19 protein-coding genes and 1 pseudogene are annotated in these 24946 nt (G+C 73.4%); 15 read left to right on the top strand and 5 right to left on the bottom strand.

Translation table 11 applies throughout. The annotated features are described in order from the left end of the window. Positions 1–2: 2 nt before the first annotated feature. Positions 3–1037 carry an aldo/keto reductase gene (locus ACFYYB_RS40450; protein ID WP_389443416.1) on the bottom strand — a complete coding sequence of 345 codons (1035 nt, stop codon included), beginning with the start codon at positions 1035–1037 and terminating at the stop codon, positions 3–5. A gap of 105 nt (positions 1038–1142) precedes the next feature. Between ACFYYB_RS40450 and ACFYYB_RS40445 the strand changes: the two genes are divergently transcribed. From ACFYYB_RS40445 to ACFYYB_RS40435, 3 genes are all read left to right on the top strand, one after another. Further along, complete coding sequence (locus ACFYYB_RS40445; protein WP_389443414.1) at positions 1143–1799, top strand: TetR/AcrR family transcriptional regulator; 657 nt, start codon at positions 1143–1145, stop codon at positions 1797–1799. Positions 1800–2030: 231 nt separating this feature from the next. Continuing rightward, positions 2031–2786: a hypothetical protein gene (locus ACFYYB_RS40440; RefSeq protein WP_389443412.1), complete on the top strand. Its 756-nt coding sequence runs from the start codon at positions 2031–2033 to the stop codon at positions 2784–2786. 139 nt (positions 2787–2925) lie between these two features. After that, positions 2926–4923 carry a DUF2264 domain-containing protein gene (locus ACFYYB_RS40435; protein ID WP_389443410.1) on the top strand — a complete coding sequence of 666 codons (1998 nt, stop codon included), beginning with the start codon at positions 2926–2928 and terminating at the stop codon, positions 4921–4923. Between the two features lie 3 nt (positions 4924–4926). Here the strand turns inward: ACFYYB_RS40435 and ACFYYB_RS40430 are convergent, their stop codons facing one another. Both ACFYYB_RS40430 and ACFYYB_RS40425 read right to left on the bottom strand, forming a co-directional pair. Next, positions 4927–6369, bottom strand: a complete 1443-nt coding sequence (locus tag ACFYYB_RS40430; protein WP_389443408.1) for an amidase — start codon at positions 6367–6369, stop codon at positions 4927–4929. A 163-nt stretch (positions 6370–6532) separates the two neighbouring features. Beyond that, positions 6533–7696, bottom strand: coding sequence for an agmatine deiminase family protein (locus tag ACFYYB_RS40425; RefSeq protein WP_389443406.1), 1164 nt, complete (start codon positions 7694–7696; stop codon positions 6533–6535). Positions 7697–8075: 379 nt separating this feature from the next. Here ACFYYB_RS40425 and ACFYYB_RS40420 point away from each other — a divergent pair, with 379 nt between their 5' ends. The 6 genes and pseudogenes from ACFYYB_RS40420 to ACFYYB_RS40395 all read left to right on the top strand — a co-directional run bounded on the left by ACFYYB_RS40420 (position 8076) and on the right by ACFYYB_RS40395 (position 13080). Next, complete coding sequence (locus ACFYYB_RS40420; RefSeq protein ID WP_389443404.1) at positions 8076–8738, top strand: deoxynucleoside kinase; 663 nt, start codon at positions 8076–8078, stop codon at positions 8736–8738. 155 nt (positions 8739–8893) lie between these two features. Next, positions 8894–9112, top strand: a complete 219-nt coding sequence (locus ACFYYB_RS40415; RefSeq protein ID WP_389443402.1) for a hypothetical protein — start codon at positions 8894–8896, stop codon at positions 9110–9112. Between the two features lie 198 nt (positions 9113–9310). Further along, entirely contained in the window at positions 9311–9466 is a 156-nt protein-coding gene (locus ACFYYB_RS40410; RefSeq protein WP_327302337.1) for a hypothetical protein, read from the top strand. Positions 9467–9691: 225 nt separating this feature from the next. Then, complete coding sequence (locus ACFYYB_RS40405; protein WP_389443472.1) at positions 9692–11188, top strand: UDP-N-acetylmuramoyl-L-alanyl-D-glutamate--2,6-diaminopimelate ligase; 1497 nt, start codon at positions 9692–9694, stop codon at positions 11186–11188. Between the two features lie 164 nt (positions 11189–11352). Then, a pseudogene (locus tag ACFYYB_RS40400) lies at positions 11353–11856 on the top strand (carbohydrate binding domain-containing protein); the annotation flags it as partial. A gap of 210 nt (positions 11857–12066) precedes the next feature. After that, positions 12067–13080 (top strand): chitinase, encoded by a 1014-nt coding sequence (locus tag ACFYYB_RS40395; protein ID WP_389443470.1) that lies wholly within the window; start codon positions 12067–12069, stop codon positions 13078–13080. A gap of 91 nt (positions 13081–13171) precedes the next feature. Here the strand turns inward: ACFYYB_RS40395 and ACFYYB_RS40390 are convergent, their stop codons facing one another. Beyond that, a complete protein-coding gene (locus tag ACFYYB_RS40390) occupies positions 13172–14578 on the bottom strand; it encodes an amidohydrolase family protein (RefSeq protein ID WP_389443399.1) in 1407 nt (468 codons plus the stop codon). Between the two features lie 402 nt (positions 14579–14980). On the opposite strand from ACFYYB_RS40390, the gene ACFYYB_RS40385 reads away from it, so the two are divergent. The 6 genes from ACFYYB_RS40385 to ACFYYB_RS40360 all read left to right on the top strand — a co-directional run bounded on the left by ACFYYB_RS40385 (position 14981) and on the right by ACFYYB_RS40360 (position 24150). After that, a complete protein-coding gene (locus tag ACFYYB_RS40385; protein WP_389443397.1) occupies positions 14981–15358 on the top strand; it encodes a hypothetical protein in 378 nt (125 codons plus the stop codon). Between the two features lie 476 nt (positions 15359–15834). Beyond that, on the top strand, positions 15835–17274 hold the full coding sequence (locus ACFYYB_RS40380) for an SWIM zinc finger family protein (RefSeq protein WP_389443396.1): 1440 nt from the start codon (positions 15835–15837) through the stop codon (positions 17272–17274). Further along, complete coding sequence (locus ACFYYB_RS40375) at positions 17271–19946, top strand: DUF6493 family protein (protein WP_389443395.1); 2676 nt, start codon at positions 17271–17273, stop codon at positions 19944–19946. The genes ACFYYB_RS40380 and ACFYYB_RS40375 overlap by 4 nt, the downstream gene beginning before the upstream one ends. A gap of 163 nt (positions 19947–20109) precedes the next feature. Next, entirely contained in the window at positions 20110–20901 is a 792-nt protein-coding gene (locus ACFYYB_RS40370) for a class I SAM-dependent methyltransferase (protein ID WP_389443394.1), read from the top strand. A 164-nt stretch (positions 20902–21065) separates the two neighbouring features. Continuing rightward, positions 21066–23183: an MMPL family transporter gene (locus tag ACFYYB_RS40365; protein WP_389443392.1), complete on the top strand. Its 2118-nt coding sequence runs from the start codon at positions 21066–21068 to the stop codon at positions 23181–23183. A gap of 64 nt (positions 23184–23247) precedes the next feature. Further along, a complete protein-coding gene (locus tag ACFYYB_RS40360; RefSeq protein WP_389443390.1) occupies positions 23248–24150 on the top strand; it encodes an oxygenase MpaB family protein in 903 nt (300 codons plus the stop codon). Between the two features lie 85 nt (positions 24151–24235). Here ACFYYB_RS40360 and ACFYYB_RS40355 read toward each other — a convergent pair whose 3' ends face one another. Further along, complete coding sequence (locus ACFYYB_RS40355; RefSeq protein ID WP_389443468.1) at positions 24236–24835, bottom strand: helix-turn-helix domain-containing protein; 600 nt, start codon at positions 24833–24835, stop codon at positions 24236–24238. Positions 24836–24946 lie beyond the last annotated feature (111 nt).

Here is a 24946-nt window from a genome sequence, read left to right as displayed (position 1 = left end):
GCTCAGACCGCCGGAGGGTTGAGGCGGGCGAAGCCCTCCTGACGGTGGTACGGGAAGTAGGGATAGGGGGCCGTCCGGCTGCTCGCCGCGTCGAGCTTCGCCATCTGCTCCGGGGTCAGCGTCCAGCCCACGGCGCCGAGGTTCTGGCGCAGCTGCTCCTCGTTGCGGGCGCCGATGATGACGGAGGACACGGTCGGCCGCTGGAGCAGCCACCGCAGGGCGATCTGGGGGACCGCCCGGCCCGTCTCCCCGGCGATCTCGTCCAGGGCGTCGATCACGCGGTAGAGGTACTCGTCCTCGACCGGCGGGCCGAAGTCGGCGGTCTCGTGCAGCCTGCTGCCGGCGGGCAGCGGCACGCCGCGGCGGATCTTGCCCGTGAGCCGGCCCCAGCCGAGCGGGCTCCAGACGATCGCGCCCAGGCCCTGATCGAGTGCCAGGGGCAGGAGTTCCCATTCGTAGTCGCGGCCGACGAGGGAGTAGTGGACCTGGTGGGCGACGTAGCGCGGGCGGCCGTGCCGGTCGGCCGCGGCGAGGGACTTCATGGCCTGCCAGCCGGAGAAGTTGGAGATGCCGGTGTAGCGGATCTTCCCCGCCCGGACCAGGTCGTCCAGGGTGGACAGCACCTCCTCGACGGGTGTGCCGGCGTCGAAGGCGTGCAGCTGGAACAGGTCGATGTAGTCGGTGTCCAGACGGCGCAGCGCGTCGTCGACGGACGTGATCAGGCGGGCCCGGGAGGTCCCCGCCCCGCCGGGGCCGTCGCTCGTGGGCAGGCCGGCCTTGGTGGAGATGAGCACCTGGTCCCGGCGCCCCTTGAGGGCGGCTCCCAGGACCTCCTCCGAGGCGCCGGCGGAGTAGACGTCGGCGGTGTCGAACATCGTGACCCCGGCATCGACGCAGATGTCCACGAGGCGGCGCGCCTGCTGCACGCCGGTGTCGCCCCAGGCGCCGAAGAGCGGCCCCTGCCCGCCGAAGGTGCCCGCTCCGAAGCTCAGTTCCGGGACCAGAAGCCCGGACGCACCCAGCCGCCTGTACTCCATGACGCATCCTCTCATCGCCCGCACGTCCATCTAATGGGTCTGCGGTTCCGTTAAGATGGCCCGAGCGTAGCAAGTCCTGGCAGCTAATGGAACTGGAGTCCCGTTATGGAGTTCGCCGAAGCCGGATCGGACAGGGCGGAGGGCCCGGCCACCCCGGCGGCCGGGCCGGGGAGCGCGCGCCCCGGAGGCCGTACGGCGCGCGTGCGGGAGGCCGTGCTCCGGGCCGCCGAGGACGTGCTGGCCGAGCGGGGTTTCGCGCACCTGGACCTCGCCGACGTCGCACGGCGCGCGGACGTCGGCAAAACCACCGTCTACCGCCGCTGGGGCACCGTCGCCGGCCTCGTGGCCGACCTGCTCGCGGACATGGCGCAACAGTCCGTCCCGCGAGCGCGGACGGGATCGCTCCTCGGAGACCTGACGGCCAATGCCCGGCTGGTGTGCCGCACCCTGGCCGACCCCCGGCAAGGAGCCCTGTTCAAGGCGGTGATCGCGGCCGCCACGTACGACCCGAAGGCCGCCGAATCGCTGCACGGGTTCTACGCCGTGCGCGTCGAGGAGTGGGCTCCGTGCGTCGGGGAGGCCGTGGTCCGCGGAGAACTGCCCGGGGGGACCGACCCGCACGAGGTGGTCCGCGCGGTGTCCGCCCCCCTCTACTACCGCCTCCTGACCACGACCCTCCCGCTCGACGAGGCCCACGCCGACCGCTCGGCGGCCGCGGTGGTGGCGGCCGCGCGCGCGGGGGCGTACGTACGGGAGGCGTGAGGGGGCCCCTGGGTTAAGGGCTCGCGTACGGCCGGCGCATGGAGGCGGCGCCGCGGCCCGGTGCGGTTATGGGTAGATTGCCGGATGGGGGGAAAGTGCTCGACAACAGCACGTCGCCGCATAGAGTCCCAGCTCAGGAAGCCAGTTCCGGCAGCCGCGGGGATGAACCGGGGGCCGCTGGTTCCGGCTTCCCCGGCGGCTCTCGGTCACAATGAGGCGCTGGGCGGTGTGGTGGCCGAGAACGGAGACGAACTGATGAGCGGGGCCGACGAGGGCCGGCAGTGGCCGGACGAGGTCAGTGTCGACAACGCGAGGACGACGCTCCTGCGACTCCTCGCACGAGCGGGGGTCCCTTCCGATGACGCGAGCGAACTGATCGGCCTGCTGGAAGCGGGCGCGCTGGCACTCGCGTACGAGGACCTGAGCGGCCGGGACCGGAGCGCGCCGGGGGACAAGGGCGAGCCGTACGAGTCGGGATGGCTCGACGGAGCCGGGGACCTCCTGGCCGAGCTGGGCGAGGTCACCGAACGGACCCTGCTCCGAGTGGTGAGCCCGGACGGGGAACAGGACGCGGCCGGACACCGCCCGCGGGCCAGGCGCATGGAGGTGGAGCGGACGCAGGTGGCGCTCACGCCCCTCTACCTGTCCTTCGCCGAGGTCTCGGAACTGGATCCGGAGGCCACCGAGGAAGTGCTCACCGCCGTCCTCGCCACGATGAGCCCGAGGCAACGGGCCCGCTACGCCGGGCGGCTGACGGAGTTCACCGACGCCCACCGGGCCCGGCTGGGGCGGCTGTTCACGACGTTCGGAGCGGGCAGTGCCATCACGGTGCACGGCCGCTTCTCGCTCGTCCACTCCGCCACGAGCATCGCCGTGCTCGAACGCCTCGCCGCCGAGCCGCAGGCCCTGCGGGAGGAGTGGGACGCGGCGGAGCTGCCGCCCGCGTGGCTGGACGGGCTGACGACGGCCTGGAACGCCTCGGCCTGACCTCCCGTCCGTTCGCAGCGGCCCGCAGTCCACTCTCGGCCCGCCGTCCGCTCGCCGTTCGCAGCGGCTCGGCGTCCGCTCGCGGCCCGCCGCGATCCGCTCCCTTGACCCGATGTGGCCGTTCGATCAAGATCCCCGCATGACCCTTCCCGGACTGCCCCGCGAAGACCGCGAGTCGAGCCCCTACACCGGCTACGGCCGGGGCCACTGGGAGGCGGTGGCCGACGGGCTGCTGCGTGCGGCCTGGCGGTGGGCCACGCCGCGCGGGGCCCTGCTCGACCTGCCGGGAACCCCCTCCGCGTCCGGGGTGCGCTCCGACGGACTCGAAGGCTACGCCCGCACCTTCCTCGCCGCCGCTTTCCGGGTCTCCGGGGCCGGGGGAGCGGACCCGTACGGCTGGCTCGAGCGGTACGCGGAAGGCCTCGCGGCCGGCACCCGGACGCCGGGCCGCGACGACGCGGAATCCTGGCCCGTCATCCGCGACGTCCACGCGGGGGGCCAGCCGATGGTCGAATCGGCATCGGTGGCCCTCGGGCTCCGGCTGACCCGGCCGTGGCTGTGGGACCGCCTCGACAGTGCGGTGCAGGACCGGACCGAGGAGTGGCTGCGCGGCGCCCTGCGGCATCTGCCCAGCCCCAACAACTGGTACCTCTTCCCGTACACCGTGGCCGGATTCCTGGAGTCCGTCGGCCGCGGCGACGCCGAGACGGCCCGGGCCCGCGGCCGGGCCCTGGACCTCATGGAGGGCTGGTACGCGGGCCAGGGTTGGTACGCCGACGGCGACGGCCGGGCCTTCGACCACTACAACGGCTGGGCGCTGCACCTGTATCCGGTGCTCGACGCTCACATGAACGCCCGCCTGGACGCCGACCCCGACGCTTCCCTCGCCCTGCGCCCGGACACCCGCCCCGACGCCTCGCCGGACGGCAAGGCCCCGTACGGTGACCGCCTGCGGGCCCACCTCGACGGCTTCTCCCTCCTCTTCGGGGCGGACGGGGCGCCGATCCACTTCGGGCGCTCCCTCACCTACCGTTTCGCCGCCGCGTCGGCCGTCGGCCTCGGCGCCGTCACCGGCCACACCCCGCTCGCCCCCGGTACCTCGCGCCGCCTGATCAGCGGGTCGCTGCGCTACTTCCTCGACCGGGGCGCCGTCGGCGCGGACGGCTTGCTCAGCCTCGGCTGGCACGGCCCGCACGGGGCGACCCTGCAGCGGTATTCCGGGCCGGCCTCGCCGTACTGGGCCTCCAAGGCCTTCGTCTGCCTGCTCGCCCCGGCGACGCACCCCCTGTGGACGGCGACGGAGGAGCGTGCGCCCAGTGAGGGCCCGGACCGGGTACTGGCCCTGCCCGCCCCGGGGCTGCTGATCCAGACCACCCGCGCCGACGGGATCGTACGACTGCACAACCACGGCAGCGACCACGTCGGGCCGGACCAGCCGGAAGCGGCCCGCGACGAGGACCCGCTCTACTCCCGTCAGGCCTACTCCACCCGCAGCGGCCCCACCGCGAGCGCCAACGCCCCGGACAACCACCTCGCCGTGGTCGTGGCCGGTGTCCGCAGCGTCCGGCGGCGCATCCACCCGCTGGGCACCGGCCAGGGGGACGGCTGGGGCTGGGCCGCGTCCTGGCACCGGCCCGTCTTCCCGGGCGGCGCGCCATCGGTCCCCGGCCTGCGGGTGGAGAGCCTCACCTTCGTCCGCGGCCCGCACGAACTGCGCGTGCACCGGGTGTCCGGAGCACCGTACGGAGCCTCGTCCGGCGCCCCGCCCGAGGCCCGCGTGGAACAGACGGGCTGGGCCACGGGGCCCGAGGAACCCCTGCGCTCGGAACTCCACCCGGTGCACGGCTGGGAGGTCCGGGACGAGGCGCGGGCGCCGGCCGGGACCGCCTTCACCCGGTGGGCGAGCGTGCCCCGCCTGACGGCTGGGGCCAGCGGGACACGCCTGTACGCGGCGCTGGCCACCCTCAGCGGCGAGCCGGATCCGGCGTCGACGAGCGAGGAGCCGACGAGCCGGGCGGTGACTGTGGTGACGGCCGACCAGGGAGCGATCGAGGTCCGGTGGGCGCAGGACGGATCACTGACCCGCATCGCCTTCGAGCCCCTCCGCGTGGAACACCTGCCCCCTGCCGCCGGGTAGCGGTCAGCGGTCCTGGATGCGACGGAAGGGCCGGTCCGCCTCCAGCTCGAACGCGATCTCCAGCAGCTTCCGCTCACCGCCGGGCCGCGCGGCGAACATGACGCCGACGGGCAGCCCGTCCGGTGTCGCGCTCGCGGTCGGCACCGAGATCGACGGAGTGCCGACGACGTTGTCGACCGGTGTGAACGCCACGTACGCGAGGATCCGCTCGATGAGCTTCGCGTAGGGAACGGTCGGGCTGAGGTGGCCGATCGGCGGCGTGGTGTGGGCGAGCACGGGCGACATCACGAGGTCGAGCCCGCGGAAGGACGCCGCGTAGGCCTCCTTCGTCCGCTTCAACCGCCTCAGCACGCCGGGGGTCCTGCGCCAGTTCCGTACGTACTCCTCGCGCAGTCCCTGGCTGAGGCCGTCCATGCGGCGGCGGTCGAAGTCCGCGCCGAGGGTCCGGCCCGTGGCGCCGAGCAGGAAGGACAGCATCCCCCAGTAGGTGAGGAAGTCGTCGGTGAAGCTCGGATCCATGCCCAACTCCACCGGTTCCACGGTGTGTCCGAGCCGTCCCAGCGTCTCCACCGTCTCCTTCACCGCCGCCCGCGTGGAGGCGTCGGAGTGCACGCCGTTCGGGGAGTCCAGTACGAATCCGATGCGCAGCCTGCGCGCCGAGGGTCCTTCGACCAGGCCCACGGGAGGCAGCGCGGGACTCCGCCGGTACGTTTCCGCGGCGGCGAGGAACGCGGCGGCGTCCCGCACGGAGCGGCTCACGACTCCGTCGGAGATGATGTCGAGCGGCAGCCGGCGGCCCAGGTCGCTGGCCACGACCCGCCCGCGGGACGGCTTCAGGCCGACGAGGCCGCAGCAGGCCGCGGGTATCCGGATCGAGCCGCCGCCGTCGTTGGCGTGCGCGATCGGCACGGCGCCGGCGGCGACCAGAGCCGCGCTGCCCCCCGAGGAGCCGCCCGCCGAGTAGTCCGTGTGCCAGGGGTTGCGCACCGGCTCCGCACCGTCGTACTCGGTGGTCGGGCTGAACCCGAACTCGGGCAGCCGGGTCTTGCCCAGGACCGTGACACCGCTGCTCAGGAACTGCCGGGTGAACGGCGCGTGCCGCTTGGCCGCCCTCGGCCGGAACGCCGCGCTGCCGTGGCCCGTGGGCAGCCCCTCGTAGTCGGTGTTGTCCTTGACGAAGGTCGGAACGCCGGCGAAGGCGCCGCCCGTCGCGTCGGCGTGCGCCGGTCCGGCCGATCCGGCCGATCCGGCCGGTCCGTTGACGTGCACCTGCACCGCACCCAGCCGTGCGTCGACCGCCCGCACCCGCTCACCGGCGTCACGGGCGGCCTCGGCGGGGGAGACCTCGCCCCGCCGGATCGCCGCGGCGAGACCGACGGCGTCGTGCTCTCCCAGGGCGTCGTCCCGGAACGCGTGCACGATGGTCGGTCCGTCGAAAGTGGTCACCGCTGCCTCAGCCTCCGCCGTGTGGATGGTCGTCCGCCATCATGGCCTACCGGCAGGTAACACGCGAGGTTTTCCGCTGCCCTTCGATGCCGCCGCACCCCAACCCGGCCTCCCTGCACGAGCCGTGACCCGTGCGGAGCGACCGGCCCCCCTCGCGCACCACCTAGACCAACGGAGGCACGACCGGCTGCGACTGGGTGGCGCAGTGGATTCCGCCGCCGCCGGATGCGATGTTGTCGATGTCGAGCTGGACGACGGTCCGGCCGGGATAGGCGGCCTGCAGGATGGTGTAGGCCAGGCCGTCGGCGTAGCTGTCACCGAACTGCGGGGCGATGACGGCGCCGTTCGCCGTGTAGTAGTTGGTGTAGCTGGACAGGAACTCATCGCCCCGCCCGCGGATCGCGGCGCGGTCGGGACCGGGGAGTTCGGTGACGGTCAGCGCCCGGCCCCGGGCGTCGGTGGCGCCGCGCAGGATCCGCGCGGTCTCCTCGTAGACGGCGATCCACTTGGCGTCGGCCCCGGCACCGGGCTTGTCCAGGATGACCTTGCCGGGTGCGGTGAAGCGGGCCAGGCAGTCGATGTGGCAGTCGGTGATGTCCTGGCCCGCCAGACCCGGGACCCAGATCACCTTGTCGATGCCGAGCGCGGCCTTCATCGCCTGCTCGACCTGGTCCTGGGACTTGCCCGGATTGCGGTTGTCGTTGACCAGCGAGCTCACCGTGGCCAGCAGGGTTCCCTCGCCGTCGGTCTCCAGCGAGCCGCCCTCGCCCACGAACTGCGCCTGGATCCGCTGGACGCCGTACTGGCCGAGGAGGGTCTCGGCGGCCACGGCGTCGTTGGCGAAGGGCTGCGCGTACGGCGCGGTGGTCTTCCCCCATCCGTTGAAGTTGGTGTCGACCCCGGCGATCGCGCCGGGGGCCACGACGAAGGTGGGGCCGAAGTCCCGGATCCACAGGTCGTCGTTGGCTATCTCGATGACGTCGATGCCGTAGTAGGCGCCGCTCCCGCACAGGTACCGGGCGTCGGCGGCCTGCTCGGGGCGGGCCAGCAGCACGACGGGCTCGTAGCGCGAGATCGCGTACGCCACCTTCGCGATGTCCCGGCGCACCCCGCCGAGGTTGCGGCGCCACACGGAGGAGAGCGCGGGCCAGGCCATGAAGGTGCGGACGTGCCGGCCCTCCTCCGCGGGCATCCGCAGCGTGTCGGAGCCGCTCGGGGCCGTCGCCGCCCGGGCGACCGCCGGCAGCGCGGAGGCGAGGGCCGCGAGCGGCAGGCCCGCCGCGCCCAGCTGGAGGAGCCTGCGTCGGGACGTGGCTGGGGTGTTCATGGGACTCCCTGGTGAACAACGGGCAACGGGAAAGGGGTGGTGGTGCGTCGCACATCCTGGCCCTAACTGAAAATTCAGTCAATGCCCGGGTTGTCGACCGACGGCGCCCCGGCGGGCGGGTGTCGCGACGTCATTTATGCTTCAAGGCGGCCGCGGGGTGGTGGCTCGTCGCTGTCCGCGGCATCCACGGAACGGCCGGCCCGGTCCGTCGGGGAGGGCGTTCCGCGTCCGGGCCCCGGTCCGGACCGGGGCCGCGTGACACTGATCGACGATCATGACGATCATGGGGAATCGAGCGACCGCCGACACGTGTCTCAGTGGGGTGGGGCGCCCGGCCCACGCGCCCGCGAACCAGAAGACCCCCAGGGAGAAGTGAGGTATGCCAGTGATCTGCGTCGGAGGCATGATCGGAATCGGCAAGACGAGCGTGGCCGAGCTGCTCGCCAAGGAGCTGGGCAGCGAAGTCTTCTACGAGAGCGTGGAAGACAATCCGATCCTCCCGCTCTTCTACACGGCGAGCCCCGAGGAGATCCAGGCGAAGCGCTACCCCTTCCTCCTGCAGCTCTACTTCCTGCAGACGCGGTTCGCCGCGATCAAGGAGGCGTACAAGCAGGGCGACAACGTCCTGGACCGCTCGATCTACGAGGACTGGTACTTCGCCAAGGTCAATCACGACCTGGGCCGGATCAGCTCCCTCGAGATGGGCGTGTACGAGGGTCTGCTGAACGAGATGATGCGCGAGATCGACGGCCTGCCGTACCGCAAGGCCCCCGACCTCATGGTCTACCTCAAGGCGGACTTCGAGACGGTGCTGCACCGCATCGGGCTGCGGGGCCGTGATTTCGAGCAGGACGAGAGCCTCGTCGAGTACTACCGGGTGCTGTGGGCCGGCTACGACGACTGGGTGCACAAGCACTACTCGGCCAGTGAGGTCCTCGTCGTCGACATGAACAACACCGACGTGGTGAACAAGCCCGAGGACGCGGCCCGCGTGGTGCGCGAGGTCAAGGACGCCCTGGCGGCGAGCCGGCTCCAGGCCTGACCACCCGCTCAGGTCGGGATCGGCCCCAAGATAGATCAAATCCCACCAAATGATCACTAAGTCGCTATTGCGTGTATGACGCAACGGCTTCTGAAGCGGTGCGATGTGAGCGGGCCGGCGGGGCCCTCCCCGGCCTCGCTCCGAGCAGCGGAGAGGTGTACACCGAGAGCCTGTGCGGTGCGCCGCCCGACGGTACGGACGCGGAGGTGGCGACCTACGCCCAGGGCATTGCCGTGGTGGAAGCCACCGGCGCGGCCGTCCACGACGACGTTCGCCACCCTGATCCGGCCCGCGCTCCGGGGCGCGGCGGCGGAGGGCGTCTACTGGCGGGACGTGGCCGCGAAGGCGCCCGCGGATACGCCGGCACCGCGTAGGCGGGCACCGGCAAGGGCGTCGCCGCGGCCCGGGACCTCACGGAGTTCCACGCGGGTCCCCGCGAGCCGGTTGCCCTCGAGGCCCAGGTCACCGGCAGGGTGGGTCGCGTCGAAGTCACCGGCCGGCCCGGCGCCGGCGGGGCGGTGCGCCTCGCCCGCGCGGCGTCCGGACCGGGCGGGCGCACGTACACTCGGCAGATGAGCCGCACACGACGTGACACGGGGGAGCGCCTGCCGCAGGCCGCCCCCGGCGTGCGTGCGGCTGCCGCGGGCCGGACGGGCATCAGCCTCCGGACCGCCGCCGACGCCCAGGCCCCCACGGTCGGGCGCGGCGTCCTGCACGGCCACGGCTAGCGCTCTCCCACCGCGCCCGGGCCCAGTCCTTCCCGCCGCACCATCCTCAGCGACGGGCCCTGCCCCGGCGGCCCGGCCCGATCACGGAGTCCGGCCCCCGGCCCCGTCGCCCCGAGGGCGACGCATCGCCCTCCCCGTCCCACCACCGCGGTCCCGACGCTCCGTCGGCGCCGCCACCAGGCTAGGGCCGTGCGCCGGGCCGTAGCCGCCTTCGAAGGGACCACCGTGAAGTTGAGCGGGTTGCTGACCGGCCATGAACACCACGTCATCCAGGGCGACACCGAGTCGACGGGGATCACCGCGGGCACCACCTTCGACGTCGACCGGGTGGTGCCGGGTTCGCTCTTCATCGCGGTACCCGGACACCGCGGCGGCGGCCCGGCGGCCATCGGTGCGGCGCTCGCGCGCGGGGCGGTGGCGGTGCTCGTCGACGAGGAGGGAGCCGCCGCCGCACCGTCCGGGCGTGAGCTGCGGCCGGAGGTGTGCCTCGTACGGGTCCGCGACACCCGCAAGGCGGCAGCCGTCGTCTCCTCCCGCTACTTCGGCGAGCCGGGCCGGCACATGGACATGGTGGCGGTCACCGGGACCAACGGGAAGACCTCCATCTCCTACATGGTCGAGTCGCTCCTCAAGATCTCCGAGGGCGCCTCGGTGGGCGTGATCGGGACGGCGGGCAGCCGGATCGGCGACGAGATGATCCCGATGCCGCCCACCGTGCTGACCACACCGGAATCGCCGGACCTGCAGTACCTCTTGGGCCGCATGCGGGACCAGGGCACCGGCAGCGTGGTGCTGGAGGCCACCTCGATGGCCCTGCAGACGTACCGGATGGACCGGACGTTCGTCGACGTCGGCGTCTTCACGAACCTGACCCAGGACCACCTGGATGACCACGGCACGATGGCCCACTACACGGAAGCCAAGATGCGGCTGTTCCAGGGGCTGTGCCGGCACGCGGTGGTCAACGCGGACGATGCCGTGGGTGCCGGCATCCGGGCGCTGATGCCCGGCGCGGTGACGACGTACGGCCTCGACGAGGAGGCCGACTTCCGGGCTACGGACCTGATCGCGGACGCCTCCGGCACGCGGTTCACGCTGCACCACGACGGCGCCAAGTACCCGGCGGAGATCCCGGTCCCGGGCCGGTTCTCCGTGTCCAACGCGCTGGCGGCCGTGGCGGCCTGCCGGGTGCTGGGGCACGACCTGGAAGGACTGGTCGCCGCGCTCGCCCAGATGCCGCCCGTACCGGGGAGGTTCGAGCGCTTCGTCACCCCCGCCGGCACCTCGGTGATCGTGGACTACGCGCACTCGCCCGACTCCCTGGACAAGGTCCTCACCGCCATCCGGGGCTTCGCCCAGGGGCGCGTCATCACGGTCTTCGGCTGCGGCGGCGACCGCGACACCACCAAGCGCGCCGAGATGGGCCGCATCGCCGGCGCCCATTCCGACCTGTGCGTCCTGACCTCGGACAACCCCCGCACCGAGAACCCCGAGGCGATTCTCGACCAGATCGCCGTCGGCATCGAGAGCACGGGCACGCCGTACGAGCGCGCCGCCGACCGGCGCCGGGCCATCGACTTCGCGCTCGCGGCGGCCCGGCCCGAAGACGTGGTCCTGATCGCGGGGAAGGGCAGTGAACCGCACCAGATCGTGGGCGAGGAGCTGATCCCGTTCAGCGACATGGCGACCGTGCGCGACCTCGCCTCCCGTCTGCTCCCCTGAAGGCGCCTCACGACCGCGCCAGTTCCTAGTATTGGTCCAGACCTATTGACCGGCCGGGTCGTTGCTCCTACGATCCGGTCGGCACAGCCCCACCTGTTCTCACCTCACCCCCATGCCGGGCGTCACGCCCCCACGCGTCGTCATGCCCCTGACGCCCGGCGGGAATGGAGCGCACCATGTTCCGTCGGAGATCACGTACTCCGCGCCCGTCGGCCGACATCGGCCCCCGCAGGGACCGGACCGGCCGCGCCCCGCGCGGAGCGACCGTCATGAACCGCACCCTCGCCGGGGTGAGCGCCGCCGCCGTCATCGGTGCGGGCATCGCCGCGGCCGGAGCCGTCACGGCCGGCGCCGCGACGACCGAGGACGTCGCCCCCAACCTGGTGGTCAACTCCGGCTTCGAGAACGGCCTCTCCGCCTGGACCTGCTCGGCGGGATCCGGGGCGGCCGTCGGCAGCCCGGTCCGCTCCGGCACCTCCGCGCTCAAGGGAACGCCGAGCGGCCAGGACAACGCCCAGTGCACCCAGACCATCAGCGTGCAGCCCAACTCGCAGTACACGCTGAGTGCTTACGTCCAGGGCAGCTACGTCTACCTCGGCGCCACCGGCACCGGGATCACCGGTTCCCCGTCCACCTGGACGCCGAGCAGCCCTTCGTACGGCCAGCTGAGCGTCGGCTTCACCACCGGGGCGAGCACCACCTCGGTGACGGTCTACCTGCACGGCTGGTACGGGCAGCCCGCGTACTACGCCGACGACGTCTCGCTCACCGGCCCGGGAGGCAGCAGCCCCACGCCGACGACCGCGCCGCCCACCACGGTGCCGCCGACCACGCCGCCGCCCACGACGGTGCCTCCCACCACCCCGCCGCCGACGACCGTGCCCCCGACCACGGCGCCTCCCACCACCACGCCTCCCACCACCGCCCCGCCCGGCGAGACCTGCGCCACGAAGCCCAAGCCGTCGGGCAAGGTCCTCCAGGGCTACTGGGAGAACTGGGACGGCGCCGCGAACGGTGTCCACCCCGGCATGGGCTGGGTGCCCATCACGGACAGCCGGATAGCCGCGCACGGCTACAACGTCATCAACGCCGCCTTCCCGGTGATCCTCTCGGACGGCACCGTCCAGTGGCACGACGGCATGGACAGCGGCGTCAAGGTCGCCACCCCCGCCGAGATGTGCCAGGCCAAGGCGGCCGGAGCGACGATCCTGATGTCGATCGGCGGCGCCACCGCCGGCATCGACCTGAGCTCCAGCACCGTCGCCGACAAGTTCGTGGCGACCGTCGTGCCGATCCTCAAGAAGTACAACTTCGACGGCATCGACATCGACATCGAGACCGGCCTCTCCGGCAGCGGCAACATCAACACGCTGTCCGCGTCCCAGGCCAACCTGATCCGCATCATCGACGGGGTGCTGGCCCAGATGCCCGCGGGCTTCGGCCTGACGATGGCCCCCGAAACCGCGTACGTCACCGGCGGAAGCGTCACCTACGGATCGATCTGGGGCTCCTACCTGCCGATCATCAAGAAGTACGCCGACAACGGCCGGCTGTGGTGGCTGAACATGCAGTACTACAACGGCAGCATGTACGGCTGCTCCGGCGACTCCTACCAGGCCGGCACCGTGCAGGGCTTCACCGCCCAGACCACCTGCCTGAACAACGGCCTGACCATCCAGGGCACCACCATCAAGGTGCCCTACGACAAGCAGGTGCCCGGCCTGCCGGCCCAGCCCGGCGCGGGCGGCGGCCACATGACGCCGAGCCTGGTCGGCCAGTCGTGGAACGCCTTCGGCGGTGCGCTGAAGGGGCTCATGACCTGGTCCATCAACTGGGACGGCTCGAAGGGCTGGACCTTCGGCGACAACGTCAAGTCCCTCCAGGGACGTTGATCACGCCGGCGCGCACATGAGTGACGGGGCCCCGGGGAGCGTCGATCGCCCCCCGGGGCCCCGCTGTTCGCAGCTCTTCGTACGGTTCGGATCAGGACGCGGCGCGCAGACGGGTCGCCGCGGACTCCGCCTCCCGTACGACCCGCTCGGTGTCGATGCCGACCAGGCGGCCGTCGAGCTTGAGGGGGCGGCCGTCCACGAAGACCGCCCGGACGTTCTCCGGGCGGCCGTTGAAGACGATCTGGTTGATCCAGTCGAAGCGCGGCGCGAAGTTGAGGGCGGCGGGGTCGATCACGATGACGTCGGCGCGCTTGCCGGGACTCAGGGATCCCACCGTGTCGGCCTTGCCGATCGCCTCGGCTCCGCCGAGCGTGGCAAGCCGTAGGACGTCCTGCACTTGGGGGAACACCGAGGCGTCCTGCGCGCGTGCGCGCTGGAGGCCGATGGCCGCCTTCATGAGGGCGAAGAAGTCGGAGGAGTCGTTCGTACCGCCGTCCTGGCCGAGCCCGGCCTTGACGCCGCGCCGGCCGAGGTCCGGCAGCCGCATGATCCCCGAGGCGAGGCGCATGTTGCTGAGCGGGCAGTGGGCGACCCGTACGTCGTGCGCGGCGAGCGCGGAGATCTCGTCGTCGGTGAGGTGGATCGCGTGGTTCATGAGCAGTCGCGGGCCCAGTGCCCCGATGTCCGTGAGGGTGCCGATCGGGTCGTCCGCGCGCTGCTCGGAGCGTTCGAGGACATGGCTGTTGAGCATGACTCCGAGGTCGCGGGCGATCTCCCAATGCACCTGGTTGAGGCCCCTGATGGCCCGCGCCGCGTGGGTGGCCACCTGCGCCGAAGCGAGGGGGAGCGGGTCGAGGAGCTCCTTCTTCGTCCGCGAGATCAGCGAGGCCTCCCGCTCGCCCTGGAACATCGCGTAGGTGAAGCGCACTCCCGTGCCGGCCAGGGCCCGCACGTACTGGACCGTCGTGTCGTACGGGAGGGCGTCCACCCAGTCCACGAGCGTGGTCACGCCGGACTGCAGGGAGTCGAGGGCGCCCAGGCGTACGAAGCGGTACATGTCCGCGGGCGTGATCCGGGAGAAGGTCGCCCGGTTGCAGTCGGCCAGCCAGCCGAAGAGGTCGCGGTCCGCGCAGCCGCCCCGCATCGAGGACTGCCACAGGTGGGTGTGCACGTCCACGAATCCCGGCATCACCAGGTGGCCCGAGGCGTCGATCACCTGCGTGCCGGGTGGTGCGGGCAGCCGCTTCCCCACGGCCGCGATGGCGCCGTCCCGCATGAGGACGTCCGCCTGCTCGACCGTACCCAGCGGGCCGTCGCCGAGGGCGGGGTCCATGGTGAGCACGAGCGAGGCGTTCCTGAGTACGACGGCCCGGCCCGGGGGTGTTCCCCCGTTCGGACGGCTCCTCGCGGCGCCCAGGACGAGCGGAGCGGTCGCGGCGATGCCGAGGCCGCCCAGGACGCTGCGACGACTGGGTGCCCCGGCCTTCGGCACGGGCACACGGGCTTCCGGTAAGGGGAACGGGGCGGGTTCGGGACACTCGCTGAGCGGGTTCATGGCTTGTGGCCTCCCAACGCACGAGGGTGCAATAGGCCCTTGCCCGCGCTGACAGGGGGTCAGGTGAAGGCGGGCAGGCTACCTGAATCGTCCGACGGGACGACGCCTTTCCGATAGAGGTGCGTCAACATTTTGTAGAAGTTCTGGAAGGGGTACGGGAACCTCCGGGACTCCAGCTCTCCGGCTCTCCTGCTCTCCGGTTCGGAGGTCTCGGCCCGGCCCGCCGAGCCGTTCCCCGCTCATCCCCTTGCCGGGGCGGTCGGACTCGCCGACGATGCTGCAAGGCCCCTTCAGGCCTGGTTCCACCGGGCCCCTGGCGGGGCATCGAAACCATAGGGGGATTCAGTGACAAACCAGAGCATTCCGAGGAAGCGTTCACGAGCGGCGGTGGCCGCGCTGGTACCGCTCTTCGTGCTCGCGGGCCTGCTGCTGGGCCCGGCGGCGAGCGCCACGGCGGCCGCGTCGGTCTCGTCGGCCGCTCGTCAGGCTCCCGCGGCCGCGGCCCTCTCGGGGAGCTCCCTCCTCGCCGGCGCCGGCACGGTGACGGTGCTCCGGGCGCCGGAGTCCTCCCGGGTCCAGGCCACCACCGGCAACAAGAAGAAAAAGAAGAGCAAGAAGAAGGGCGGGCTGTTCAAGAGCCTCTTGATCGTCGTGCTCCTCGTCATCGTGCTGGTCGTGATCGTGTTCGGCGTCCGCATGCTCCTTCGCCGCAGGTCCTCCTAGGCCGTCGGGGCCGGCGGGCGACGAGCCCACCGGGCCGCTCCTGCGCCCCGCCGTGCAACCCGCCCTACGCGAGGGCCCGCACGCCTCTCATGCGCGGGTCATCGCGATGGGCGGTCCGCCGACCAGGAAGGCCGCGGCGGTGAGGGTCCGGGACAGCCCGCGAGGGCGGGGCCGACGATGGCCGCGCCGGAGCGGGTCATCTCCATCCGGCTGCTGGCCCGCACCGCCCGGACTCCTCGACGAGCCGGGGCGGCAGGGAGGGGGCGCCACCTCGAAGGCCATCGGGGCCATGTCCGCGCCGACGAACAGGCCCCGCATACCAGCCATCTTGATCGATGCGGTCCGGGGTGCCAACCTGCTGCGCCCCATGGCGCGGGGCCTGCGGAGGGGGCTCGGGCTCATGCGTGGCGAGGCCGGGGAGCCACCCCTGTGGACGCTCCGCGGCGTTGTCAGTGGCTCCGCCTAACGTCCCGTTCATGACGCGAACCGCTCACACGCTCGCCTATGTCCGTCCCTCCTCACTGACCTCCGCCGCGACGGGACAGTCCCTCGGACTGGAGACCGCGGGGGGCCTGACCCCGGCCGGAGCCGAGGCCAACCCGCAGTTCTTCGCCGGGTTCCTGAGCGCCCCTCAGGCGGCCGCACGCGCGCTGCTCGCCGTCGCGGACGTGGCCGCGGCCCGCTACCACCGCCGCGCGCTGCGCGCCTCCCTCGACCCGGTGGTCACCGGCAACGGCGACCGGCTGCGCTTCGAATCCTTCTCCGGCTGCTGTGGCGTGTACGCCCGGCTCGACGTGCTGCCCGAGGGTCTGCGCGGCGCCGACACCGGCCACGGCACCACCAACGTCGACGTCAACAACCCGCTGCGCGAGGCGCTGTCCCGGCTCACCGGCGATGATCCGCTGCACCTGCGGGTCGGCCCCGACGCGTTGGCGGTGACCACCCTGGCCGGCGCCGTCGTCGAGAAGAAGGTGCCGCTGCCCGACCGCTGGCTACGCGGCTTCGCCGAGTCCCAGGCCATCACCACGGGCTTCGACCTGCGCGCCGAGTTGGACGCCGCCGAAACGGCCCGATTCCTGCGTTCCCTCCCGCGCACCCCGGCGGGCGGCGGAGCCGCGGGCCGCCCCCTGTGGGTGGTTCCCGCGGGCCGCGCGCTGCGCCCCACCACCCGGCCCGTCCCCGGCGCGGTCTGCCTGCCCGGCCCGGAGCGGCTCGGCGCCTTCCAGCGGGTACTGCGACAGGCCACCGGTCTGCGCGTGTACGGCCCCGCGGCCGACGGCGCCAACCCCACCGCCTCCGCCTGGGAGATCGGCCTGCCCGGCATGCGGCTCACCCTCACGCTCTCCCCGGAGGCCGACCGCGGATTCTCCGGCGAAGGCGCCGTCCTGGAGGCCCTCGCCACCGACACCGCGGCCGAGGACGCCGAGTTGATCTCCGTCCTGCTCGCCTGGGAACCCCGCATCGACCCGGCAGACCTCGCCGACCAGTCGGGCCTCCCGGTCGATCGGGTCCGGGCCGCACTGACCCGGCTCGGCACCGCCGGACGGGTCGGCTACGACATCGCCGAAGCCGCCTACTTCCACCGCGAGTTGCCCTACGACGCCCGGCGCGCCGAGCGCCACAACCCGCGCCTGGTCGCCGCCCGGGCGCTGCTCGACGCCGGCGCGGTCACCCTGGACCGCTCCGGCACCTCCGTGGTGGCCTCCGGTGAACGCCGCTACCAGGTCCGCGAGTCCGGAGGGGCACTCAGCTGCACCTGCCAGTGGTGGGCCGACCACCGGGGCCGCCGCGGCCCCTGCAAGCACGCCCTCGCCACCCGCATGGCCCTCCGGGCGGACACCGACACCGCCCGTTCCGCCTCCGCTGCTTCCACCGCTTCCGCTACCTCGACCGCTACCACCGGAGTCGCGCGATGAACACCACCTCCGCCCCCGAGCGGGCCACCACCTCCGACCAGGCTTCCACCGACGGAGTCCTCGACGCGGTGCGGACGGGACGCACAGCCGAACTGCCCCGTCTCCTCCGGCCGATGGACGGTACGCGGCGCCGGGACCTGCTCGTCGGCCTGAAGCAGCTGCGCGCCGAACTGCGTGCCCAGGGCTGGGACGGCTGGCAGCAACGGGACCTGATGAGCCCGGCCCTGGTGGTCGCCGGAGCCGCCTGCCACACCGGCGCGGCAGCGGCCGCCGCCTGGATCGGCGCCCGGGACATGCGCCGCTGGCAGCAGGTGCCCATGGGAGTACTGCTCGACGTCCTGGCCGACCGGGACCCCCAGTGGCTCGGCGACCTCGCCCACCGGCTGGCGGCCCGGGCCTCCACCGTCGAGCAGGACTACCCGCTGATCAGCGAACTCGTCCGGATCGCCGACTGCCCGATGCCCACCACCGACGGCTGCGTCGAAGGCTGGGCGATGGCCGTGGGCACCTCCCGTGCCCCGCTCGCGCGCGCCCTGCGCGGCGACGCCCACGCCGGCGCCCTCGTACCGCACCTGTTCGAGACCGCCGAGCCGGTCCGCGCCCTGGGCTGGCGGTGCGATCCGCACGATCCCCACCACTGGCCGGCGGCCCTGGCCGCACTCGCCGCGGACGGCATCGTGGACCGTGCCGCCCTCCTCGACGGATGTACGGCCCGTCTCCTGCGCGGAGGCAAGTACAACCAGCTGAAGCCCTATCAGGCGATCTGGCAGGGACTCCGGCCCACCGAGCCGGAAGAGCGTGAGCGCGCGGCCGACTGGATCGCGCTGACGGCCGATGCCCCGTCCCCGGTGGCCGGGCACGCCCAGCAGACCCTGGCCCGGCTCGCCGCCGCGGGCCACCTCACCCCCCGACTGCTGGCCGAGATGTCGGCAGCCGTCCTCTTCCGGCCCGAGAAGAAGCTCGTCCGGGCCCAGCTGGTACTGATCGGCAAGGAGCTGCGCCGTGACCCGGCCGCCGCCTCCGAGCTGCTGCCGGTGCTCGGCGAAGCCTTCGGGCACACCGACACCGACATCCAGGAGCGCGCGCTCAAGCTGGCCGCCCTTCACCTCACCGACGACCCCGCCCTATGCGCCGAACTCGCCGCGCAGGCCCGGCTGCTGAGCCCGGCCCACCGGGCCCGCGCCGTCGAACTCCTCGGGCAGGACGCGGCCGCCCCCGCCGAGGACGCGGGCCCCTACCAGGAGCTCCTTCCGCCGCCGCCGGTCGAGGCACGGCTCGCGCCGGCCCCCGGGACGGTGGCGGAGACCGTGGAACTCGTCGCCGCCGTCCTCAACTCCCGTACGACGACCGTCGAGGAGTTCGAGCGGGGCTTCGACGGCCTGGTCCGCCACGTCCACCGGGACCGCGCGGCCCTCGCCGAAGCGCTGCGTCCGGCGCTCGCCGACCAGTGGTGGCTCGACCCCGCCAGGTCCCGCTGGTCCACCGGTGACCTGGAGGGACTGGCGCACATCGCCGCCGCCGTCCTTGACGGGCGCCCGACGGGGCGGGCACCGGAGCTGCTCGCTGCCTGGCGCAGCGACTGCCACCACACGGCGTTCGCCGTCGCCCGCCACGCGCGCCTGGCCGAAGCCGCCCGGCACTTCACGACCCGGCCGCTGCCCTTCCTTCTCGCCACCCCCACCGGGCAGAGCGGCACCCTGGACCCCGGGGTGCTCGTCGAGCGCCTCGCCGAGTACGGGCGCCTCGGTGAGCGGCCCGCCCCGGTGGACTTCGGGCAGGCCCTGCTGCGGGTCCGTCGCGACGCCGCCGCCGTTTCCGCCGCGACCGCCCTCGGCACACCGGAAGGGGACCGGCTCGCCGCCTGGCTCGGCGAGGCCGGAGAGCCCGCGGCCCTCACCCGCCGCACCGCGTCGGCCGTGCCCTACGCCTACGGGGAGACCCCGGCGCACCTCGTGCTCGACACGGCGGAACGCGCCACCGTGCTGCGGGAGTTCCCGGACGCGTTCCACGGACTGGCACGGGCCCGCGAGGCCACGGGCCGCTGCTGGGACGGAGGGGACGAGGCCCTGCTGATCGCGGCCCTGCCCGAGGAGCGGGAGACCCTGGCCGCCTGGTGGCTCCCCGAGATCACGGCCTGCGCCGTCCACGAAGGGCGCGGCGGCCTCGCCGCACTCCCCGGCCTCGCCGCGGCCGGCGGACCCGCCGGTCCGGCCCTGCACCTCGCCGTGGCCACCGGCCTGGGCGCCCGCCACCCCGAGGACCGGCTGCGGGCCGTGGACGCGCTGCTCACCCTCGCGGCCCGGGACGAACTGGACGCGGGGCGACTGGGAGGAGACCTCGGTGAACTCCTCGACCTGGGCACGGTCAAACCCAACCGGCTCGCCGACTCGCTGCGCACGGCCGCCGCGACCGGCGCCTGCGCGACCACGTGGGCGGTCCTGGCCGCGCTGCTCCCCGCGCTGCTCACCGCGACGGCCGACCCGAGGGGCGCCGGGGACCTCCTCGCGACGGCCGCCGACTGCGTGGAACAGTCGGGAGCGGCGTCGCCCGAACCCCGGGGCCTCGCCGATGTCACCGCCCGGCCGGGCCGCTCCCGCCTGGTCACCCAGGCCGCCCGCCTCCGCGACGCCCTCCGCCGCAACGCGCAGGGCCCGGCCGAGAGGGGGCGATAGCCCGCGCCCTGGGCAAGCGGGGGAGACACGCCACCCAGGGGTGGCGCGGGTGGCGACCCTGGCGCGGCCGGTGGCATTCTCGGATGGACCGGATGGACGGGACGGGACGGGACGGACAAGCCAGTGGGACGCCCGGACGTCCGTCCTTCCCGAGGAGGCCGAAGTGGCGCTGCTGCCGGAGATCACCGCCTTCTACGGCGGCGGCGACGAGGCCACCCGGCTGACCTCGGGCCGCACGATCGGGACCCTCGAGCTGCTCCGGACCAGGGAGCTGCTGCGCCGTCGCCTGCCGGACCCGCCCGCCGACATCCTGGATGTCGGCGGCGGCCCGGGCGTGCACGCCCGGTGGCTCACGGACGACGGCCACCGGGTCACCGTGGTCGACCCCGTGGAGGAGCACGTTCGCCGCGCCCGCGACGACGGGCTGACGGCCGTCGTCGGGGACGCCCGGCGACTGGACCAGGAAGACGCGTCGTTCGACGCGGTGCTGCTGCTCGGACCCCTCTACCACCTGCCCGATGCCTCCGGGCGCGCACGAGCATGGCGGGAGGCGCACCGGACCGTCAGGCCTGGAGGCCTGGTGGCCGCAGCCGCTCTCAACCGGTACGCCAGGCTGCTGGACCCGGGCGCGGACGGGGCCCTGGAGGTGGCGGCGACCGGACTGCGTACCCGCCGCAACGGCCCGACGACCTCCTACCACCTCCTCGCGGAGCTGTGCGAAGAGGCCCGGCAGGCGGGCCTGGCCGACCCGGTCGTCCACGGGCTGCAAGGTCCCGCCTACGCGGCGCTGAAAGCCCGGGAGCGCCACACCGGCAGACGGAACTTCGGCCCGGAGGTACTCGAAGAGGCTCTCGCCGCCGCCCGCTTCGCCGACGGCCATCCGGAACTCGCCGTAACCAGCATGCACCTGCTCGCCCTGGCCCACCGGCCGGCGCCGGCCGGTCCGCATCCGTAACGGCCCTTCCCGGAGAAGATGGTGGTACGGGCGAACAGCGCCGGCCCTCCCGGCTGACGCGTCGCCGGTCGTCGCCGGTGATACGCCGGTCGTCCTACCCGTCTCCCTCACGGGACGGCCACCTGTCGAGAGGGATCGACGGATCGATGGATTCCCGGAGCGTCATGTCTGCCTCATCACGGTTCACCCGATGGCTGGTACCCGTCGTCCTGCTCGTCGCGTGGCTGCTCGTCGGAGGCGGGCTGGGCCCGTACGCGGGGAAGCTCGGCGAGGTTGCCACCAACGACCAGACCGCCTTCCTGCCCCGCAGCGCCGAGTCCACCCGGGTGGTGGAGGCGCAAGAGGCCTTCCGGCAGGGTGAGAGCCTGCCGGCGATCGTGGTCTGGACGGCGAAGACACCCGGCGCGAAGCTGGGCCCCGAGCAACAGGCGGCCGCATCACGGGCCCTGGCCGGTCTGAGCGGCGCCGGCCTGCCGGCGGGCGACTCCTTCTCCGCCGGCCCCGCCTCCGCCGCCGTTCTGTCCAACGACGGCCGGGCGCTGCAGGGCGTCGTACCGCTCAAGCCCGATCTGGGGGAGGAGCTGCCCCGCACCCTGAAGGAGATCGAGGCGGCCGCGGAGAAGGTCCCGGGCACCGTCGCGCAGGTGGCCGGCCCGGCCGCGAGCCAGGCCGACCTCTCCGATGCCTTCGCCGGAATCGACGGACTCCTGCTGGCCGTTGCCCTCACCGCCGTCCTGCTGATCCTCCTGCTGGTCTACCGCAGCCTGCTGCTCCCGGTGGTGATCATCGTGGGAGCGGTGTTCGCCCTGGGACTCGCCTGCGCGATCGTCTACGTGCTGGCCGACCGGGGCGTCGTCCGCGTCGACGGACAGGTGCAGGGCATCCTCTCGATCCTCGTGATCGGCGCCGCCACCGACTACGCCCTCCTCCTCACGGCACGCTTCCGCGAGGAGCTCCAGGCCGTCCCGGACCGCTTCGCCGCCGTCCGGGCGGCCCTGCGCCGGTCGGTCGGCCCCGTCACGGCGAGCGCGGGCACCGTCGCGCTCGGCCTGCTCGCCCTGCTGCTGAGCGACCTCACCAACAACCGCGCCCTCGGCCCGGTGGGGGCGATCGGCATCGTGTGCGCGGTGCTGAGCACCCTGACGTTCCTCCCCGCCGTCCTCGTCCTGCTCGGCCGGGCCGCCTACTGGCCCGCCAAGATCGGCCACAGCGCCGACGACGGCGCCGGCCACGGGATCTGGAAGGCCGTGGCGGCCGTGGTGGACCGTGCCCCGCGCAAGGTCTGGGCCCTGAGCCTCGCCGTCCTCCTCGCCTGCGCGGCCTTCGCGCCCACGCTCAACGCCAAGGGCGTGCCGCTGGACGAGATCTTCGTGCACGACGCCCCGTCGGTGGCCGCCCAGCGGACCCTGAGCGCGCACTTTCCCGGGGGATCGGGCAGCCCGGCCGTGGTGATCGCGGACGCGGGCCGACTGGACGAGGTCACGCGGGCGGCCGAGCGCACCGAGGGTGTCGCCGCCGTCACCCCCTTCACCGCACCCGGGCCGCCGGGCGGCGCACCGCTCGTGGCGGACGGCAAGGTCCGCCTCGACGCCACGCTCGAAGCACCCGCGGACAGCAGGGCGGCCCAGCAGACCGTCGTCCGGCTGCGTCAGGCGGTCCACGCCGTACCGGATGCGGACGCGATCGTCGGCGGCCGCAGCGCGCAGCAGTACGACACCCAGCGCACCGCCGGGCAGGACCGCATGCTGATCATCCCCGTGGTCCTGGTGATCATCCTGATCATCCTCGTCGGGCTGCTGCGCTCGGTGCTGATGCCCGTCCTCCTGGTGGCCACCGTGGCCCTCAGCTTCGTCGCGACCCTGGGCGTCTCCGCGATCGTGTTCCAGCGGCTCCTCGGGTTCAGCGGGACCGATTCCTCCGTACCGCTCTACGGCTTCGTCTTCCTCGTCGCCCTCGGGGTCGACTACAACATCTTCCTGATGACCCGCGTCCGCGAGGAATCGCTTCTGCACGGCACCCGGCAGGGAGTGCTGCGAGGACTGGTGGCCACCGGCGGCGTGATCACCTCCGCCGGAGTCGTCCTCGCCGCCACGTTCGCCGCGCTCGGGGTCATCCCGCTGGCCTTCATGCTCCAGATCGCCTTCATCGTCGCCTTCGGGGTGCTCCTCGACACGCTGCTCGTCCGGTCCCTCCTGGTACCGGCCCTCGTCCGGGACATCGGGCCGGCCGCGTGGTGGCCCGGCAGGCTCAGCCGCGCCCCCGACAGGGAGGACGCGTGCTGACGGGAGCTTCCGGCCGGACCCGGGCGGAGCATTGAACCGGGCTCCGGGAGGGCAGGACACCACCATGGACACGTCCTCCGGCGCGGACCGGAGCCTACGGGGGCGGCTCGGTTCGGTGCTGTTCAGCCGCGTGGCGGGACCCTCGGGCCCCGCCAACCGCGCACGGATCCACACGACACCCGGCCCCCGCTGGTTCGACGCCGACCGCCCCATCCGGACGGTCCACGGAGACGCCTCGATGTTCATCGGAGGCCTCAGCGCCCTCCTGCTCCAGTCCCTGCACCCGCTCGCCATGACCGCCGTGGCGGCGCACTCCGGCTTCCGCGGCGACCCCTGGGGCAGGCTCCAGCGCACCAGCACCTTCCTCGCGGTCACCACCTACGGCACCGCCGGGGACGCACAGCTCGCCGTCGACAGGGTCCGGGCGGTCCACGAACGGGTGAGGGGAACGACGGCGGCGGGCGAGCCCTACCGGGCAGCCGATCCCCACCTGCTGGGCTGGGTGCATGCCGCGGAGGTCGACAGCTTCCTTCGCGCGCACGAGCGTTTCGGCGCGCACCCGCTGGACGCGGCCGGATACGACGCCTACGTCGCGGACACCGCGCGGGTGGCGACGGCCCTCGGTGTACTGGACCCGCCCCGCGACCGGGCCTCGCTACGGGCCCTCCTGGCGGGGTACCGCCCGGAGTTGCGGGCCACGCCCGAGGCGCTCGACGCCGCGCGGTTCATCCTCCGCGACCCGCCGCTACCCCGGCCGGCCAGGGCTCCGTACGCGCTGCTCGCCGCGAACGCGATCGCCCTGCTGCCCCCGTGGGCACCGGAGATGCTGGGCCTGCGCCGCGCGAGCGCCCCGGTGGACACCTGCGTACGCCTCTCCGGGCAGGCGCTGACCCGGACGATCCGGTGGGCGATGACCCCACCACCCCGGCCGCCGTCCCCGACGGGTGGCGAAGGACACCCACGGTGAGCTCCGCCGCGGCGTACGGCGTCCGGGCATGTCGACGACGGGGAAGCGGCCCCTGCCCGGGGCTTGGGGCCCAGGCCGATCCGTGCTACCGGGCCCGGTGCGGGGCCGGAGGGGTGCGGGGGCGTAGGCGCTCTCCCTGCGGCCCGAACATGATCAGGTACTCGACCGGTCCGCCGGGTCCGGCGTTCGCGACTCCGTGCGGGGTGCGGGTGTCGAACTCGGCCACGTCTCCGGCGCTCAGGACGAGGTCCTGGTCGCCGAGCGCCAGCCACAGCCGTCCGTACAGGACGCACAGCCACTCGTACCCGTCGTGGGAGACCTGCCGCGGCCGCGCCGGCGGCGCGTCGACGGCGGGCAGGACGTGCTTGTGGGCGTGCAGGCCCCCCACGTACCGGGTCAGCGGCAACACCGCCTTGTCGTCGTCGCCGGGCCGCTGCGGTACGGGCGTGCGCGGTCCGGCCGCCGCGCCGGGCGCGGCGCCAGTCGCGGCGGCGGGCGTGGTTCCGGCCAGCGCGTCCAGGGAGGCGCCGTAGGCCTGCGCGAGCCGCAGCAGCACCTCCAGGGTCGGCTTGCGCCGGCCGGTCTCGATCCGCGACAGCGTGCTCGGCGAGATGCCCGTCGCACGGCTCACGCCGGTGAGGGTGGCACCGATCCGCTCGCGGGCGGCCCGCAGCCGGGGGCCCATGGCGGTCAGCGCGGCGGCCGGGTCGTGGTCCGTCGCCGTCGCCTCGTGGTCCGTCACCGTCTCCCCGCTCCCTCCGGCCGCACCGCGTCCACCCCGCTGTCCTGCGAGTTT

This window comes from Streptomyces sp. NPDC002886 (genome assembly GCF_042888445.1).
Taxonomy (GTDB): Bacteria; Actinomycetota; Actinomycetes; order Streptomycetales; family Streptomycetaceae; genus Streptomyces.
This window is presented reverse-complemented; position numbering and strand designations above follow the sequence as displayed.

Bases quoted from the DNA above. Each gene is read 5' to 3' on its own strand.
- ACFYYB_RS40420 (WP_389443404.1), top strand. From the start codon at position 8,076: ATGCCAGTGATCTGCGTCGGAGGCATGATCGGAATCGGCAAGACGAGC.
- ACFYYB_RS40380 (WP_389443396.1), top strand. From the start codon at position 15,835: ATGACGCGAACCGCTCACACGCTCGCCTATGTCCGTCCCTCCTCACTG.
- ACFYYB_RS40365 (WP_389443392.1), top strand. From the start codon at position 21,066: ATGTCTGCCTCATCACGGTTCACCCGATGGCTGGTACCCGTCGTCCTG.
- ACFYYB_RS40355 (WP_389443468.1), bottom strand. From the start codon at position 24,835: ATGGGCCCCCGGCTGCGGGCCGCCCGCGAGCGGATCGGTGCCACCCTC.
- ACFYYB_RS40425 (WP_389443406.1), bottom strand. From the start codon at position 7,696: ATGAACACCCCAGCCACGTCCCGACGCAGGCTCCTCCAGCTGGGCGCG.
- ACFYYB_RS40375 (WP_389443395.1), top strand. From the start codon at position 17,271: ATGAACACCACCTCCGCCCCCGAGCGGGCCACCACCTCCGACCAGGCT.
- ACFYYB_RS40450 (WP_389443416.1), bottom strand. From the start codon at position 1,037: ATGGAGTACAGGCGGCTGGGTGCGTCCGGGCTTCTGGTCCCGGAACTG.
- ACFYYB_RS40360 (WP_389443390.1), top strand. From the start codon at position 23,248: ATGGACACGTCCTCCGGCGCGGACCGGAGCCTACGGGGGCGGCTCGGT.
- ACFYYB_RS40445 (WP_389443414.1), top strand. From the start codon at position 1,143: ATGGAGTTCGCCGAAGCCGGATCGGACAGGGCGGAGGGCCCGGCCACC.
- ACFYYB_RS40435 (WP_389443410.1), top strand. From the start codon at position 2,926: ATGACCCTTCCCGGACTGCCCCGCGAAGACCGCGAGTCGAGCCCCTAC.
- ACFYYB_RS40410 (WP_327302337.1), top strand. From the start codon at position 9,311: ATGAGCCGCACACGACGTGACACGGGGGAGCGCCTGCCGCAGGCCGCC.